Below are 13,896 nucleotides of genomic sequence, written 5' to 3' on the forward strand. Positions count from 1 at the left end.
TGTTCAGCGTGCTCCGAAAAGAGTACAAATGTGCTCCATGGACACTCTTACCCCCAAACGCCGCGCCATTTTCGAATTCATCCGCGAGCGCATTGCCGAGCACAGCCAGCCACCGAGCCTGGCCGATATCGCCACGCGCTTCGGTTTTGCCTCGCGCAGCGTCGCGCGCAAGCACATTACCGCCCTGTGCCAGGCCGGTTACATTGATGTCACGCCCAACCAGGCTCGGGGCATTCGCCTGGCCGAACCGCTGCGCCGGCCGGAAATCCTGGAAGTGCCGGTACTGGGCCAAGTGGCGGCAGGTGCCCCCATTGGCCCGGACCTGGATATCCACGAACAGCTCCTGCTCGACCCCAGCCTGTTCCGTCGCACCCCTGACTACCTGCTTAAAGTGCGTGGCGATTCGATGATCGACGACGGCATCTTCGACGGTGATCTGGTCGGCATCCTTCAACAGGCCGACGCCCGCGATGGCCAGATCGTGGTGGCGCGCCTGGACGGCGAAGTCACCATCAAGCGCCTGCAACGCCTGGGCAGCGGGTACCGGCTGTTGCCACGCAACCCGGCCTATGCACCCATCGATGTGAAACCCGACCAGGCGTTTTTCATCGAAGGCGTGTTCTGCGGCTTGCTGAGGCGTGACTGATGGGCGCGGTGGTCGACCTCGACAGGCTGCTCGACCAGCGCCGTGTCTGGCGCGGGCGGCAGGCCCAGGCACGGCCACTGGGGTTGCAGCCGACCGGTCATGCTGCCCTCGACGCGCGCCTGCCTGAAGGTGGCTGGCCGGCGGCGGCACTCAGCGAGTTGCTGCTGGCCAACCCCGGTTGCGGCGAGTTGCAACTGCTATGGCCCACACTGGCGCGGCTTAGCGCCGAAGGCAGCCGGGTGGTGCTGGTGGCGCCGCCCTTCATTCCTTACGCACCGGCCTGGCAGGCAGCGGGGGTGGACCTGCGCTGGCTGGTGCAGGTGGACGCCGCCCCCGCCGATGCCCTGTGGGCCGCCGAACAGTGCCTGCGCTCGGGCAGTTGCGCGGCGGTGCTGTGCTGGCCTGAACGTGCCGATGACCGTGCCTTGCGGCGTTTGCAGGTGGCCGCAGAAACCGGCCAGGCGCTGGCATTCGCCTGCCGGCCGCATCAGGCAGCACACAACCCCTCGCCAGCAGCACTGCGCGTTGCCGTCGACACCCGTCCGGCACAGTGGCGTGTGCTGAAAAGCCGGGGCGGCATGCCACCGGCGCTGCCCATCGCCTGCCCTGGGCGGGGCTGATGCCCCATGCTTTGGGCCTGCATCCTGCTCCCGCAGCTGGCGCTGGATACCGTCCTGCGGGAGCGTGACGACCCCGACACACCCTTGGTGCTGGTTGGCGGGCCTAGCCAACGTCGGGTATTGCAAGCGGTCAGCCCGGCAGCGGCTGCACTCGGGTTGCGGGCAGGGCAGACCCTTACGGCGGCACGTGCCCTGGCAGAGGGTTTTACTTGCGTCGAAGCCGACCCCAGGCGCATCGAGCAGGTTCAGCAATTGCTGGCAGCCTGGGCCTATCGCTTCAGTGCCCAGGTCAGCCTGCATTACCCGCGGGCTTTGCTCCTGGAAGTGGGGTCCAGCCTGCAACTGTTCGGCCCCTGGCCGTTGTTCGAGGCACGCCTGCGCCAGGAGCTGGCAGATTTGGGGCTGCGTCAACGCATCGTCCTGGCCAGTAACCCGGTAGCGGCGCGCATGCTTGCCAATGGTCATGATGGCTTGGCCTTGAGCGACGCCGACGCCACCCGTGCGGCACTGCTGGGCATGCCCATCACCCGTATCGGCCTGCCGGCAGATGCCGCCGAGGCGTTTGCCCGCATGGGCCTGCGGCAGTTGGGCCAGGTACTGGCCTTGCCGCGCGATACAGTGGCCCGGCGCTTTTCGGCCCAGGTGCAGTTGCACCTCGACCAGTTGCTTGGCCTGCGCAATGCGGGGCTGGACTTCTACCAGCCACCGGACCGCTTCGAAACCCGGCTGGAGCTGAACTTCGACGTTGAGTCGCACCAGGCGTTGTTGTTTCCGCTGCGGCGTATGCTCAACGACCTTGCCGCTTTCCTCGCCGGGCGCGACTGTGGCGTGCAGCGTTTTTGCCTGCACCTGGAACATGCCGAAGGGCCTGATACCCTGCTGCAGGTAGGCCTGCTGGCGGCCGAACGCGATGCCGCCATGCTTTTTGAACTGGCCCGTGGGCGCCTGGAGCCGCTGCGCATTCCCGCCCCTGTACGCAACCTGCGGCTGGTTGCCGAAGACCTGCCGCCCTTTGTACCGCAGCATCAGGCGTTGTTCGACCCACGCGCGCAGCAGGCACAACCCTGGGAACAATTGCGCGAGCGGCTGCGCGCTCGCCTGGGGGATGAGGCCGTCAAGGGGCTGAGCGCGGCAGCCGATCACCGCCCCGAGTGCGCCTGGCAGCTGACCGAGCAAGGCGCCCAAGGCAGTATGACGGTGGCTCCGGGCAGTCGCCCGGGCTGGCTGCTGCCAGCCCCGATGGCGCTGGACGCCAGCAGCTACCAGGTACAGGGCCAGGCCGAACGCATCGAGTCGGGCTGGTGGGATGGCGGCGACGTGCGCCGGGACTACTACCGCATCGAAACCCGTGACGGCCTGCGCGGCTGGGCCTACCGCGACCTCGGCCAGGCCGGCCCGCTGTGGCTGCAGGGCTGGTTCGCATGAGCACGCCGGGTTATGCCGAGTTGCATTGCTTGTCCAACTTCAGCTTCCAGCGCGGGGCGTCGAGCGCTGACGAGCTGTTCAGGCGTGCACGCGAACAAGGCTACCAGGCCCTGGCGGTCACTGACGAGTGCACCCTGGCCGGCATCGTCCGGGCCTGGCAGGCCGCCAAGGCCCATCAGCTGCGGCTGATCGTAGGCAGTGAGGTGCGGCTGCAAGAAGGCCCCAAGCTGGTGCTGCTGGTCGAGAACCTGGCCGGTTACCAGAGCTTGTGCGCGTTGATCACCCGGGCCCGGCGGCGGGCGCAAAAGGGCGAGTACCAGCTGTTTCGCGACGACCTGCAGCAGCACCATCAAGGCTTGCTGGCGCTATGGGTGGCCGATGACTGCGCCGATATGGCCACCGGGGAGTGGTTACGCAGTGTGTTCAGCGAGCGCTTGTGGCTGGCGGTGCACCTGCATCGAGGCAGTGACGATACCCAGCGTCTGCAGCACTTGCGTGGCCTGGCCGCTGAACTGGGTATCCGCGCCGTGGCCTGTGGCGATGTGCACATGCATGTGCGCGGTCGGCGTGCCTTGCAGGATTGCATGACTGCCATCCGCCAGCATTGCCAGGTAGCCGAGGCCGGGCGTTTTCTGTTTGCCAATGGCGAGCGGCACCTGCGCAGCCAGGCACAGCTGGGCGAACTCTATCCTGCCGACCTGCTGGCCGAGACCCTGGCCATTGCCGGGCGCTGCCAGTTTGACCTGAGCCAGCTGCAATACCAGTACCCGCGCGAACTGGTGCCCCAGGGCCATACCCCGGCAGGCTGGTTGCGTGAACTGTGCGAACAGGGGTTGCCGTTACGCTGGCCAGACGGGCCGGGTGACAAGGTACGCGAAGTGCTGGCCACGGAGTTGGCGCTGATCGAGGAACTCGGTTACGAAAGCTACTTTCTGACCGTGCATGACATTGTCGCCTTCGCCCGCAGCCAAGGCATTCTGTGTCAGGGCCGCGGCTCGGCGGCCAATTCGGTGGTGTGTTTCGTGCTGGGCATTACCGAGCTCGATCCCCTGCAGCATCGCCTGCTGTTCGAGCGCTTCCTGTCGCGTGAACGTAACGAGCCGCCGGATATTGACGTGGACTTCGAGCACGATCGGCGCGAAGAAGTGATCCAGTATGTGTTTCGACGCTATGGCCGGCATCGTGCGGCGCTGACGGCGGTGGTCAACACCTACCACGCCGCCGGGGCTGTGCGCGATGTGGCGCGGGTATTGGGTTTGCCGGTGGACCAGGTGGATGCCTTGGCAAAATGCTGTGGTCGCTGGAGCGACCGTATTCCCGATGACCAGCGCTTGGCCGAAGCCGGCTTTGAGGCCAGCAGCCCTTCACTGCGGCGGGTACTGGTGCTGGCGGGCGAGCTGATCGGTTTCCCCCGGCACCTGTCGCAGCACCCGGGCGGCTTTGTCATTTCCCAGCAACCGCTCGACCAGCTGGTGCCGGTGGAGAATGCCGCGATGGCGGAGCGCACGGTCATCCAGTGGGACAAGGACGACCTGGACATGGTCGGCCTGCTCAAGGTCGATGTGCTGGCGCTGGGCATGCTCAGTGCCTTGCGCCGCTGCTTCGACTTGCTGCAGCGCCATCGGGGCCAGCACCTGACCCTTGCCACCATCCCCAGCGAAGACCCAGCCACCTACGCGATGATCAGCCGTGCCGAGACCATGGGGGTGTTCCAGATCGAGTCGCGTGCGCAAATGGCCATGCTGCCTCGGCTGCAGCCCAAGACCTTCTATGACCTGGTCATCGAAGTGGCTATTGTGCGCCCTGGGCCGATCCAGGGTGACATGGTGCACCCGTACCTGCGCCGGCGGCTGAAGCAGGAGCCCGTCACTTATCCCTCACCGCAGCTCAAGGAAGTCTTTGAGCGGACCTTGGGCGTGCCGCTGTTCCAGGAGCAGGTAATGGAGCTGGCCATGGTTGCCGCCGACTACACACCGGGCGAGGCCGACCAGCTTCGGCGCAGCATGGCGGCCTGGAAACGCCACGGGGGCCTGGACCCGCACCGCGAGCGGCTGGTGCGAGGCATGCTGCGCAATGGTTACGAACTGGCGTTTGCCGAACGCATTTTCGAGCAGATCAAGGGGTTTGGCAGCTATGGCTTCCCGGAGTCGCACGCGGCCAGCTTTGCCTTGCTGTGTTATGCCAGCAGTTGGCTGAAGTGCCATGAACCGGCGATCTTCACCTGCGCGCTGGTCAACAGCTGGCCCATGGGCTTCTATAGCCCTGACCAGTTGCTGCAAGAGGCCCGGCGCCAGGGTATCGAGGTGCGGCCGGTAGATGTCTGCCACAGCGAATGGGACTGTACCCTCGAGCCTGATGCTCAAGGCACATTGGCCATTCGCATGGGTTTGCGCCTGGTGCGCGGGTTGGCTGAGGCCGATGCCAGGCGGCTGGAGCAGGCGAGGGCTCAACGGCCATGGCGCGATGTCGAGGACCTGTGCCTGCGTGCCGGGCTCGACGCACGGGCCCGAGCCCGGCTGGCCGATGGCGGGGCGCTGCGAGCCTTGGCCAGCGATCGTCACCAGGCACGCTGGCAGGTGGCGGCGGTGCAGCCGCAGCTGCCGCTGTTCACTGATGTGCAAGCGGTGCCTGAAACGCCAGTGGACTTGCCTGTGCCCACCGTAGGCGAAGACCTGATGGCCGATTACCAGGCGCTGGGCACAACGCTGGGGCCGCATCCGCTGGCACTGTTGCGCTCACGCCTGAGGGCGCTGGGGTGTCGCAGCTCCAGCGAGCTGCAGGGTGTCGAGCATGGCGACAACATTGCCGTGGCCGGGTTGGTGGTGGGGCGGCAACGGCCCCAGACAGCCAGCGGAGTGACCTTCGTCACCCTGGAAGACGAGCACGGGATGGTCAACGTGGTGGTGTGGCGGGACATTGCCGAACGGCAGCGGCGGGCGCTGGTGGGGGCGCAGCTGCTCAAGGTGAGTGGGCGGCTGGAGCAGGAGAACGGCGTGCGGCACCTGATAGCACGGCGGCTGGAGGATGTGACCCCGTTGCTGCAAGGGCTGGATGTGCGCAGCCGGGATTTCCACTAACCCCCGGCCCTACCAAAAGCCGTGATGCTCGCGTATTCCTTGTGGGAGCGGGTTCACCCGCGAACACGGGCGAAGCCCGTGCCATCCACCGTGTTGCCTTCTTCGCGGGTAAACCCGCTCCCACAGGGGCCGCTCACGCTTTCAGATTGGCAAGATAAAGACGATTCACCGCTCGCCAGTTACACCATCGCCAACCGCTGCTTGCGCGTCGGTGCCGGGAACGCCCGGTCGATTGCCCGAAGGTCTTCGCTGTTCAAGGTCAGCGCACCTGCGGCTGCATTCAGCCGCACATGCTCGGGCGCCACGGCCTTGGGGATGGCGATCACTCCGTCATTACGGGTCACCCAGGCCAGGCTGACCTGGGCTGGCGTGGCGCCATGGCGCTCGGCGATTTCTGCCAGCACCGGGTGCTGCAGCAAGCGCCCGGCCTGGGCCAGCGGGCAGTAGGCCATGGTCGGCAACGCGCGCTTTTCGCACCACGGCAGCAAGTCGAACTCGATGCCACGCTGAGCCGGGTTGTACAGCACCTGGTTGGTGGCGCAGTCAGGGTTGTGCAGTTCGCGCAGGTCGTCGAGGTCGAAGTTGGACACGCCCCAGCGCTTGATCTTGCCTTGTTCGCGCAAATGCTCGAAGGCTTCGACGGTTTCTTCCAGCGGGTGCTGGCCACGCCAGTGCAGCAGGTACAGGTCGATGCAGTCGGTACCCAGGCGTGTGAGGCTGCGCTCGCAGGCGGCCGCCATACTGCGTCGGCCGGCATTGTGCGGGTACACCTTGCTGACCAGAAACACTTGGTCGCGGCGCCCGGCAATGGCTTGGCCAACCACGTCTTCCGCCCCACCTTCGGCGTACATCTCAGCGGTGTCGATCAGGCTCAGGCCCAACTCAATGCCCTGTTGCAACGCCGCCACCTCGGCGGCTTTGCGGCCAGGGTCCTCGCCCATGTACCAAGTGCCCTGGCCGATGGCCGGAACGCTCGAACCTGCCAGTTTCACGTAACGCATGTCACCTCCCGGATGCGGGTATTGGAAAGCACAACCTCAAGCAGCGCTTGCGCTGCAGTGGAAAGCTTGTGTTCGCTGAGGGCAATTACGCCGATGCGCCGCTCGACCGTGGGCTCCACCAGGGTGACGCAGCGGGCGCCGAGTTCCTGCATCTGGTTGATGCACAGCGCCGGTACGGCACTGACCCCCAGGCCGCTGGCGACCATCCGGCCGATGGTTGCCAGTTGGTGGCTCTCGAAAGCCACGGCCAGTTTGCCGTGGTGGGCGGCCACATTCTGCTCCATCAGCAGGCGCACCGCCGAAGGGCGTTGCAGCGCCACGAAGTCCTCGGCCATCAGCTGTGCCCAACTGACCTGTGGCAGCAGCGCCAAAGGCGAGTCTGCGGGTACCACCGCGACAAAGCGGTCCAGGTACAACGGGTGGAAGTTCAGCCCGTCGATGTTGTCCGGCTCGAAGCCGATGCCCAATTCGACGCGGCGATGGCGTACCAGTTCCAGCACCTGTTCGTTGATCACGTCATGCACCGTGACATTGACCTTGGGGTAGCACTGGCGAAATACCTTGAGCGAGTGGGGCAGCAGGTTGCCGGCAAAGGCCGGCATGGCCGCCACTGACACACGGCCCAGTTGCAAGGTGAAGCGTTGGCGCAGCATCTCTTCCGTGTCGTCCCAGTCTGCCAGCAGGCGCCGCGCCAGCGGCAGCAACACTTCGCCCTCGGCGGTCAGGCTGACGCTGCGCGTGGTGCGGCTGAGCAGGGCGCCGCCGAGGTTCTCTTCCAGGGCCTTGATGGTCAGGCTCAGGGCGGGTTGCGAGATATGCAGGTGTTCCCCGGCCTGGGCAAAGCTCTGGTACTTGGCCACGGCGACAAAGGCACGCAGTTGCTTGACGTTCATGACAGGCCTATTGTCTGTTTTGTAAAAGTTATCAATCGATGACGAAAACAAAATTAACAAATCAGTCGCGTGCGGTGAAGATGTCTGCACACGCTCACCGACAGCCTCGTCGGTTCTACAACTACAAAAGGCGGATCAGCATGGCCGGACTGGACAAGCGCGTTGCAACCTATGAACAGGCCCTTGAAGGCCTGACCGACAACATGACAGTACTGGCCGGTGGTTTTGGCCTGTGCGGCATCCCGGAAAACCTCATCAGCGAAATCAAGCGACGCGGCGTCAAAGGCTTGACCGTGGTGTCGAACAACTGCGGCGTTGACGGCTTTGGCCTGGGCGTGTTGCTGGAAGATCGGCAGATTCGCAAGATGATTGCCTCCTATGTGGGCGAGAACGCCGAATTCGAACGCCAGCTGCTCAGTGGTGAGCTGGACGTGGAGCTGACCCCGCAGGGCACCCTGGCTGAGAAGATGCGTGCCGGCGGCGCCGGGATCCCGGCGTTCTACACCGCCACCGGCTACGGCACCCCGGTTGCAGAGGGCAAGGAAGTGCGCGAGTTCAAGGGCCGCAAGTACATCCTCGAAGAAGCCATTACCGGTGACTTCGCCATCGTCAAGGGCTGGAAGGCTGACCACTACGGCAATGTGGTGTACCGCAATACTGCGCAAAACTTCAATCCGCTGGCGGCCACCGCCGGCAAGATCACTGTGGTCGAAGTGGAAGAGATCGTCGAACCCGGCGTGCTGTTGCCCAGCGAAATTCACACCCCGGGCATCTATGTGGACCGTGTCATCGTCGGCACCTTCGAAAAACGCATCGAAAAGCGCACCGTCAAGGCCTGAGCGCCATCCACCAGAACAACAAAGAGACCCTGACCATGGCACTGACCCGCGAACAGATGGCGCAACGCGTCGCACGTGAACTGAAGGACGGCTACTACGTCAACCTGGGCATTGGCATTCCTACCCTGGTAGCGAACTACGTACCCGCCGATATGGATGTGATGCTGCAATCAGAAAACGGCCTGCTCGGCATGGGCGAATTCCCGACCGAAAGCACCCTTGATGCCGACATGATCAACGCCGGCAAGCAAACCGTCACCGCCCGCCGCGGCGCCTCGATCTTCGATTCGGCACAGTCGTTCGCCATGATCCGGGGTGGCCACGTCGACCTCACCGTGCTGGGTGCCTTCGAGGTCGACGTGCAAGGCAACATCGCCTCGTGGATGATCCCGGGCAAGCTGGTGAAGGGCATGGGCGGTGCAATGGACCTGGTGGCTGGCGCCGAGAACATCATCGTCACCATGACCCATGCATCCAAGGACGGTGAGTCCAAACTGCTGCCACACTGCAGCCTGCCGCTGACCGGCGCCGGCTGCATCCGCAAGGTGCTGACCGACCTGGCCTACCTGGAAATCGAAGACGGCGCCTTCATCCTGCGCGAAACCGCGCCGGGGGTAAGCGTTGAAGAGATCATCGCGAAAACCGCCGGCAAGTTGATCGTGCCGGATGACGTGAAGGAAATGACCTTCTGATTCAACGGGCTTCATACATTCCCCTGCAGGAGCAGCTTTGGGCTGCGAAGGGGCCAGTGCAGGCATTCATATAATGTTTGTCTGTACTGGCCGCTTCGCAGCACAAGGCTGCTCCTACAGGGGTTTTGTGTTTTGGCTGATTTATCCGATAAAACCAATAAAAGGAATTCAACTGTGGCCGCTGAAATCCAAGACAGCCGTTCTGCGCGCTTTGCCTTGCGCTGCTCCAACTGGGCCGAACGCTGGTTCCCCGATTCCTGGGTGTTCGCCGCCCTGGCGGTGCTGCTGGTGTGTATCGGTGCCCTGGCCATGGGCGCCAAACCGACCGACACTGCCAAGGCCTTTGGTGACGGTTTCTGGAGCCTGATCCCGTTTACCATGCAGATGGCCTTCGTGGTCATTGGCGGTTATGTCGTGGCCAGCTCGCCTCCGGCCGCGCGGCTGATTGATCGCCTGGCGCGTATCCCCGGCAATGGTCGCTCGGCAGTGTGCTGGGTAGCCCTGATTTCGATGCTGGCCTCCTTGCTCAACTGGGGCCTGTCGCTGGTGTTCGGGGGCCTGCTGGTACGCGCCCTGGCGCGGCGCACCGAACTCAAGATGGACTACCGCGCCGCTGGCGCGGCCGCCTACCTGGGCCTGGGTGCAGTGTGGGCGCTGGGCTTGTCATCGTCGGCAGCGCAACTGCAGGCCAACCCGGCCAGCCTGCCTCCGTCCATCCTGTCGATTACCGGGGTAATCCCGTTCACTGAAACCATCTTCCTCTGGCAGTCCGGCGTGATGCTGTTGGCGTTGGTGCTGGTCTCGCTGGTAATCGCCTATGCCACGGCCCCTGGCCCGAACAGCGCGCGCAGTGCCGAAGACTGTGGCGTCGACCCCAGCTTCACAGCGCCACCTGCACCGCAGCGCACGCGCCCGGGTGAGTGGCTGGAGCACAGCCCGATCCTGATCTTGCTGCTGGTGGCCCTGGCCGCTGGTTGGCTCTACCAGGAGTTCGCCACCAAGCCGGCGATTACCGCGATCTCCGGGCTGAACACCTACAACCTGTTGTTCATCATGCTCGGCGCCTTGCTGCACTGGCGCCCACGCAGCTTTCTGGACGCTGTGGCGCGCGCCGTACCGACCACCACGGGTGTGCTGATCCAGTTCCCGTTGTACGGGTCCATCGCTGCCATTCTCACCCAGGTGAAGGGCGTCGATGAACAGACGCTGGCCCACCATATTTCGCTGTTTTTCACCCAGATTGCCACCCACGACACCTATGCCGTGCTGATGGGGGTGTACTCGGCCGTTTTGGGCTTCTTCATCCCTTCGGGCGGTGGCAAGTGGATCATCGAAGCACCGTACGTGATGCTGGTGGCCAACGACCTGCAGTACCACCTGGGCTGGGCGGTGCAGATCTATAACGCTGCCGAAGCCTTGCCGAACCTGATCAACCCGTTCTACATGCTGCCGCTGCTGGGCGTACTGGGGCTCAAGGCGCGCGACCTGATCGGCTTCTCGTTCGTGCAGTTGCTGGTGCATGTGCCGTTGGTGCTGGTGTTGCTGTGGGCGCTGGGTACGACGCTGCAATACGTACCGCCTGTGATGCCATGAAGGCAGGGCCGCTGTGCGGCCCATCGCCGGCAAGCCAGCTCCCACAGGCCCGGCTGACGCTGTATGTGTGGAACCTGGCTTGCCCGCGATGGGCTGCAAAGCAGCCCCAGCATTTCGCCGGCAGTCCACGTATCATGGTCAGGCTGACTCAGCCTGGGAAACCCGCGTCACATGTCTATCCGATTGAAACTGCTGCGTAAGAAACTGGGAATGACCCTGGAAATGCTGGCCGAAAAGACCGGCATGACCAAAAGCTATCTGTCCAAGGTCGAGCGCGGCCTGAATACACCCTCGATTGCTGCCGCGCTAAAGCTGGCCCGGGCGTTGAACGTGAATGTCGAAGAGTTGTTCGCCGAAGAGCAGGCTGGCCCGAGCCGCTACAGCCTGGTGCGCCACGGCGAACGCCAGGCCCTGGTAGGCGACGGGCAAGGGCCTGGCTATGCAGCCCTGACCAGCCAGGTCGGGCAGCGCAGCCTGTTGCCGTTCCTGATCCAGCCGCCGTCCGAGTTCAGCGACCCCACGTTCAAGGAACACCAAGGCGAGGAATTCCTGTTCGTGCACGCCGGCCAGGTGGAGGTGGATTTCATGAACGAACGGGTGCTGCTGGAGCAGGGTGATGCCTTGCATTTCAACGCCCAGACACCGCATCGACTGCGCTCGGTAGGTGCCCAGCCGGCGCAATTGCTGGTCGTGGTTCACCACGCAGACGAATAAAACCACGGGGCAGGGCACGCCCTACCTGTGTTCTCATCCGTGAAACGCAGCCGCCATCGCATCAGCCCGCCTTTGCATCTTTTGCATGTCGGTATTTTGACGAATACCGCCATCGCCCATTGAATTTTATTATGGTGTCGGATCATTGACGTAGTGTCATTGTGCCCATAAGCTCAAGTCAACAGCGAAACAACTCCCGCCATACTGTGCAAATAACTAATTGATTTTCCTCATTTCAGGAGGGGCGTATGCGCACGACTCTGATTATCAAATCGATGTTCTTGCTGGTGTTGCTGAGTGGCGCTGCGCGTGCGGCAGATTCGTATGTAAACCAAAACAGTATCATCCCTGTTTCAACCGCCGGCTGGTTGTTGGCCTTCGCTGTTGTCGGCTTTGTACTGGTCGCCAACAGAAGAAAAATCTGAGCCTGACCCGCTCCCTGTCAAAGCGAGCGCAGGTTGTTGCAAGCCGGGGGCTGGCTTGTGAATTTCCCAACCGTTGCTATATTCCCAGTAGCCCTTCAAAGGCCTTGGTTGCAGGGCACTGCAGCCCACATGTACGGCGTCAAGGTTGGGGCCTCCAGGAAGGTCGAGGCCATCGCGGTGGGTTCAAGCCGCGAAGCGGAGCGAGAGTTGGTGTGCTGTTCTCATTCAGTGCTCTTTTTCGGGCCATTTGGCCGGAGGGACCCTCATGATGCGTTCATTGATAGCCGCATTCTGCGTGCTGGCCGTGTGGTCCAGTGCTGGCAACGCCGATCAGAGTGGTACGGCTTACCTGCTCAGCCCTGGTGATGTGGTAATGGTTTCGGTGTGGCAGGAAGACAGCCTGCGTCAAGAAGCCACCGTACTCCCCGATGGCAGCATCACCTTCCCCTTGGCCGGGCGCATCAATGTTGCCGGCCTGGATGTAACGGCAGTTGAAAAGCAAGTGGCTGCCAAACTCGACAAATTCCTCCCCGACCCAAACGTCAGCGTTGTCGTCAAGAGCATCGCCGGCAACCTGGTCTATGTACAAGGCAAAGTGATCAAGCCGGGCCCCGTGCAAATGGCGGGCCCTACCGCAGTGCTTCAGGCGCTGAGCATGTCGGGCGGGCTGGACAAGTTTGCTGACGAAAGCGATATCAAGGTGGTCCGCGGTACTGGCGCTTCCCAAAAGATCCTGCCCGTGCGATATAAGGACCTGGTGTCTGGGCGGGACATGTCCACCAACATCCAACTTCAGGCTGGCGACACGCTGGTCGTTCCTTGATCTTGCCTTTAATAAGAACACTTAATGCCTCTTCTCAGAACAACAAGCATTGCAACGGCAATCATTGTCTTGCCGTTTACGGACGTGGTACTGGCGGCAAATTGGCAGTCTACGGTGGTGGTACCGACATCCGTTGAATATGACAGCAACCCTTTGTTGCTGACATCGGGGGAAAAGGGTGTAACGCGCACGATCATCGCGCCGGATTACACCCTGATCGGTACCTTCGATCAGGATGAACTGAGGTTGGGGCTGGGCATGCATGTGTTGCGCTCGTCCGACACGGATGTGGTAGATGACCGTGAGGACCCCGATATCAGCCTGGGCTGGCAGCGCACCACCGAGCGTGGGCGTTTCGGGCTGGTGGCACGTTACAACGAAAGCTCGACGCTGTCGGGGACGGTGCTGGATACCGGGGTCATCACCACTGACGGTACGCAAAAGCTCTACACCCTGACCGGCAACTGGAGCCAGGCGGTGACCGAGCGTAGCACCCTGAGCAACGAAACCACGTACAACCGTGCCCGTTATGACATCAGCTCGCTGACGGGCTACGACGAACTGGCAAACGTATTCACCTGGACCTACGCCTGGAGCGAACGGGCCGATGTGTATTCCCGTTTCGGTGCCCGCCGCTATGAGCCCGAGCAGGACCTTACCGCGACCGCCTCCAACAGCTACACCCCGGCAGTCGGTATCAAGTACCAGCTTGCCGAAGGCCTGAGTGCCGATGCCCACATTGGCGTCAACCAGGTGTCTGGCGACGGCGGCGGCCGACGCGGGGAGGGTGGGGTGGCATTGCTGTACACCGGCACGCGCGCCGACGCCAGCCTGACCGCCGAGCGCAGCACGGTGGCCAGTGCCGAAGGCGGTTTCGCCGAGCTGGACCAGGTGCGTGGCGTGTGGAGTTATGCCGTTACCGAACTGGCGCGGGTGGGCGCTGACGCGGCCTGGCAAGACAGCAAAGGGCAGAGCCCTAACACACTGCAGACTTACAGCGTTTGGGCCAGCCGCCAGTTTTCACCGTACTGGGACTTGCGCCTGTCGCTCATGTACAAGGAACGGCAACAGGACCGAGCGCCCGATGCAACCGCGACGATCGTTGGTTTGACGTTGACGTACAGGTACCCCGACATCTGAACTTCAGG

General features: G+C 63.2%; 13 protein-coding genes. 11 read left to right on the plus strand and 2 right to left on the minus strand.

The genetic code is table 11. The features are described from left to right. Positions 1 to 28 precede the first annotated feature (28 nt). From lexA to LU684_RS01350, 4 genes are read left to right on the plus strand one after another with little or no spacing between them, the layout of a single operon-like run. Positions 29 to 646, plus strand: coding sequence for a transcriptional repressor LexA (gene lexA, locus LU684_RS01335; protein WP_016487276.1), 618 nt, complete (start codon positions 29 to 31; stop codon positions 644 to 646). Next, entirely contained in the window at positions 646 to 1,266 is a 621-nt protein-coding gene (gene imuA, locus LU684_RS01340; RefSeq protein WP_016487275.1) for a translesion DNA synthesis-associated protein ImuA, read from the plus strand. The genes lexA and imuA overlap by 1 nt, the downstream gene beginning before the upstream one ends. Before the next feature lie 6 nt (positions 1,267 to 1,272). Continuing rightward, complete coding sequence (locus tag LU684_RS01345) at positions 1,273 to 2,691, plus strand: Y-family DNA polymerase (protein ID WP_070086426.1); 1,419 nt, start codon at positions 1,273 to 1,275, stop codon at positions 2,689 to 2,691. After that, positions 2,688 to 5,768 (plus strand): error-prone DNA polymerase, encoded by a 3,081-nt coding sequence (locus LU684_RS01350; RefSeq protein WP_070086427.1) that lies wholly within the window; start codon positions 2,688 to 2,690, stop codon positions 5,766 to 5,768. The genes LU684_RS01345 and LU684_RS01350 overlap by 4 nt, the downstream gene beginning before the upstream one ends. Before the next feature lie 179 nt (positions 5,769 to 5,947). Here LU684_RS01350 and LU684_RS01355 read toward each other — a convergent pair whose 3' ends face one another. Further along, entirely contained in the window at positions 5,948 to 6,769 is an 822-nt protein-coding gene (locus LU684_RS01355) for an aldo/keto reductase (protein ID WP_016487272.1), read from the minus strand. Further along, positions 6,757 to 7,662, minus strand: coding sequence for a LysR family transcriptional regulator (locus LU684_RS01360; protein WP_060517876.1), 906 nt, complete (start codon positions 7,660 to 7,662; stop codon positions 6,757 to 6,759). The genes LU684_RS01355 and LU684_RS01360 overlap by 13 nt, the downstream gene beginning before the upstream one ends. 140 nt (positions 7,663 to 7,802) lie before the next feature. On the opposite strand from LU684_RS01360, the gene LU684_RS01365 reads away from it, so the two are divergent. From LU684_RS01365 to LU684_RS01395, 7 genes are all read left to right on the plus strand, one after another. Beyond that, positions 7,803 to 8,501, plus strand: a complete 699-nt coding sequence (locus tag LU684_RS01365) for a CoA transferase subunit A (protein WP_016487270.1) — start codon at positions 7,803 to 7,805, stop codon at positions 8,499 to 8,501. Between the two features lie 35 nt (positions 8,502 to 8,536). After that, a complete protein-coding gene (locus LU684_RS01370) occupies positions 8,537 to 9,193 on the plus strand; it encodes a CoA transferase subunit B (protein ID WP_016487269.1) in 657 nt (218 codons plus the stop codon). A 174-nt stretch (positions 9,194 to 9,367) separates the two neighbouring features. Then, on the plus strand, positions 9,368 to 10,786 hold the full coding sequence (locus LU684_RS01375) for a short-chain fatty acid transporter (RefSeq protein WP_016487268.1): 1,419 nt from the start codon (positions 9,368 to 9,370) through the stop codon (positions 10,784 to 10,786). Between the two features lie 171 nt (positions 10,787 to 10,957). Beyond that, positions 10,958 to 11,500 (plus strand): helix-turn-helix domain-containing protein, encoded by a 543-nt coding sequence (locus LU684_RS01380; protein WP_016487267.1) that lies wholly within the window; start codon positions 10,958 to 10,960, stop codon positions 11,498 to 11,500. Positions 11,501 to 11,748: 248 nt separating this feature from the next. Beyond that, the gene (gene eppA / locus LU684_RS01385) at positions 11,749 to 11,925 is read left to right on the plus strand and encodes an EPS-associated small membrane protein EppA (RefSeq protein ID WP_016487266.1); all 177 of its coding nucleotides are present in this window, start codon (positions 11,749 to 11,751) and stop codon (positions 11,923 to 11,925) included. 265 nt (positions 11,926 to 12,190) lie between these two features. After that, complete coding sequence (locus LU684_RS01390; RefSeq protein WP_016487265.1) at positions 12,191 to 12,748, plus strand: polysaccharide biosynthesis/export family protein; 558 nt, start codon at positions 12,191 to 12,193, stop codon at positions 12,746 to 12,748. A gap of 24 nt (positions 12,749 to 12,772) precedes the next feature. Further along, positions 12,773 to 13,888: a hypothetical protein gene (locus tag LU684_RS01395; RefSeq protein WP_016487264.1), complete on the plus strand. Its 1,116-nt coding sequence runs from the start codon at positions 12,773 to 12,775 to the stop codon at positions 13,886 to 13,888. The last annotated feature ends 8 nt before the right edge of the window (positions 13,889 to 13,896 follow it).

Origin of the sequence: Pseudomonas sp. NMI542_15 (assembly GCF_021283425.1) — a bacterium.
GTDB classification, from domain to species: Bacteria; Pseudomonadota; Gammaproteobacteria; order Pseudomonadales; family Pseudomonadaceae; genus Aquipseudomonas; species Aquipseudomonas fortuita.

Bases quoted from the DNA above. Each gene is read 5' to 3' on its own strand.
- LU684_RS01390 (WP_016487265.1), top strand. From the start codon at position 12,191: ATGATGCGTTCATTGATAGCCGCATTCTGCGTGCTGGCCGTGTGGTCC.
- LU684_RS01365 (WP_016487270.1), top strand. From the start codon at position 7,803: ATGGCCGGACTGGACAAGCGCGTTGCAACCTATGAACAGGCCCTTGAA.
- LU684_RS01345 (WP_070086426.1), top strand. From the start codon at position 1,273: ATGCTTTGGGCCTGCATCCTGCTCCCGCAGCTGGCGCTGGATACCGTC.
- LU684_RS01380 (WP_016487267.1), top strand. From the start codon at position 10,958: ATGTCTATCCGATTGAAACTGCTGCGTAAGAAACTGGGAATGACCCTG.
- lexA (WP_016487276.1), top strand. From the start codon at position 29: ATGTGCTCCATGGACACTCTTACCCCCAAACGCCGCGCCATTTTCGAA.
- imuA (WP_016487275.1), top strand. From the start codon at position 646: ATGGGCGCGGTGGTCGACCTCGACAGGCTGCTCGACCAGCGCCGTGTC.
- LU684_RS01360 (WP_060517876.1), bottom strand. From the start codon at position 7,662: ATGAACGTCAAGCAACTGCGTGCCTTTGTCGCCGTGGCCAAGTACCAG.
- LU684_RS01350 (WP_070086427.1), top strand. From the start codon at position 2,688: ATGAGCACGCCGGGTTATGCCGAGTTGCATTGCTTGTCCAACTTCAGC.
- eppA (WP_016487266.1), top strand. From the start codon at position 11,749: ATGCGCACGACTCTGATTATCAAATCGATGTTCTTGCTGGTGTTGCTG.
- LU684_RS01370 (WP_016487269.1), top strand. From the start codon at position 8,537: ATGGCACTGACCCGCGAACAGATGGCGCAACGCGTCGCACGTGAACTG.
- LU684_RS01395 (WP_016487264.1), top strand. From the start codon at position 12,773: ATGCCTCTTCTCAGAACAACAAGCATTGCAACGGCAATCATTGTCTTG.
- LU684_RS01355 (WP_016487272.1), bottom strand. From the start codon at position 6,769: ATGCGTTACGTGAAACTGGCAGGTTCGAGCGTTCCGGCCATCGGCCAG.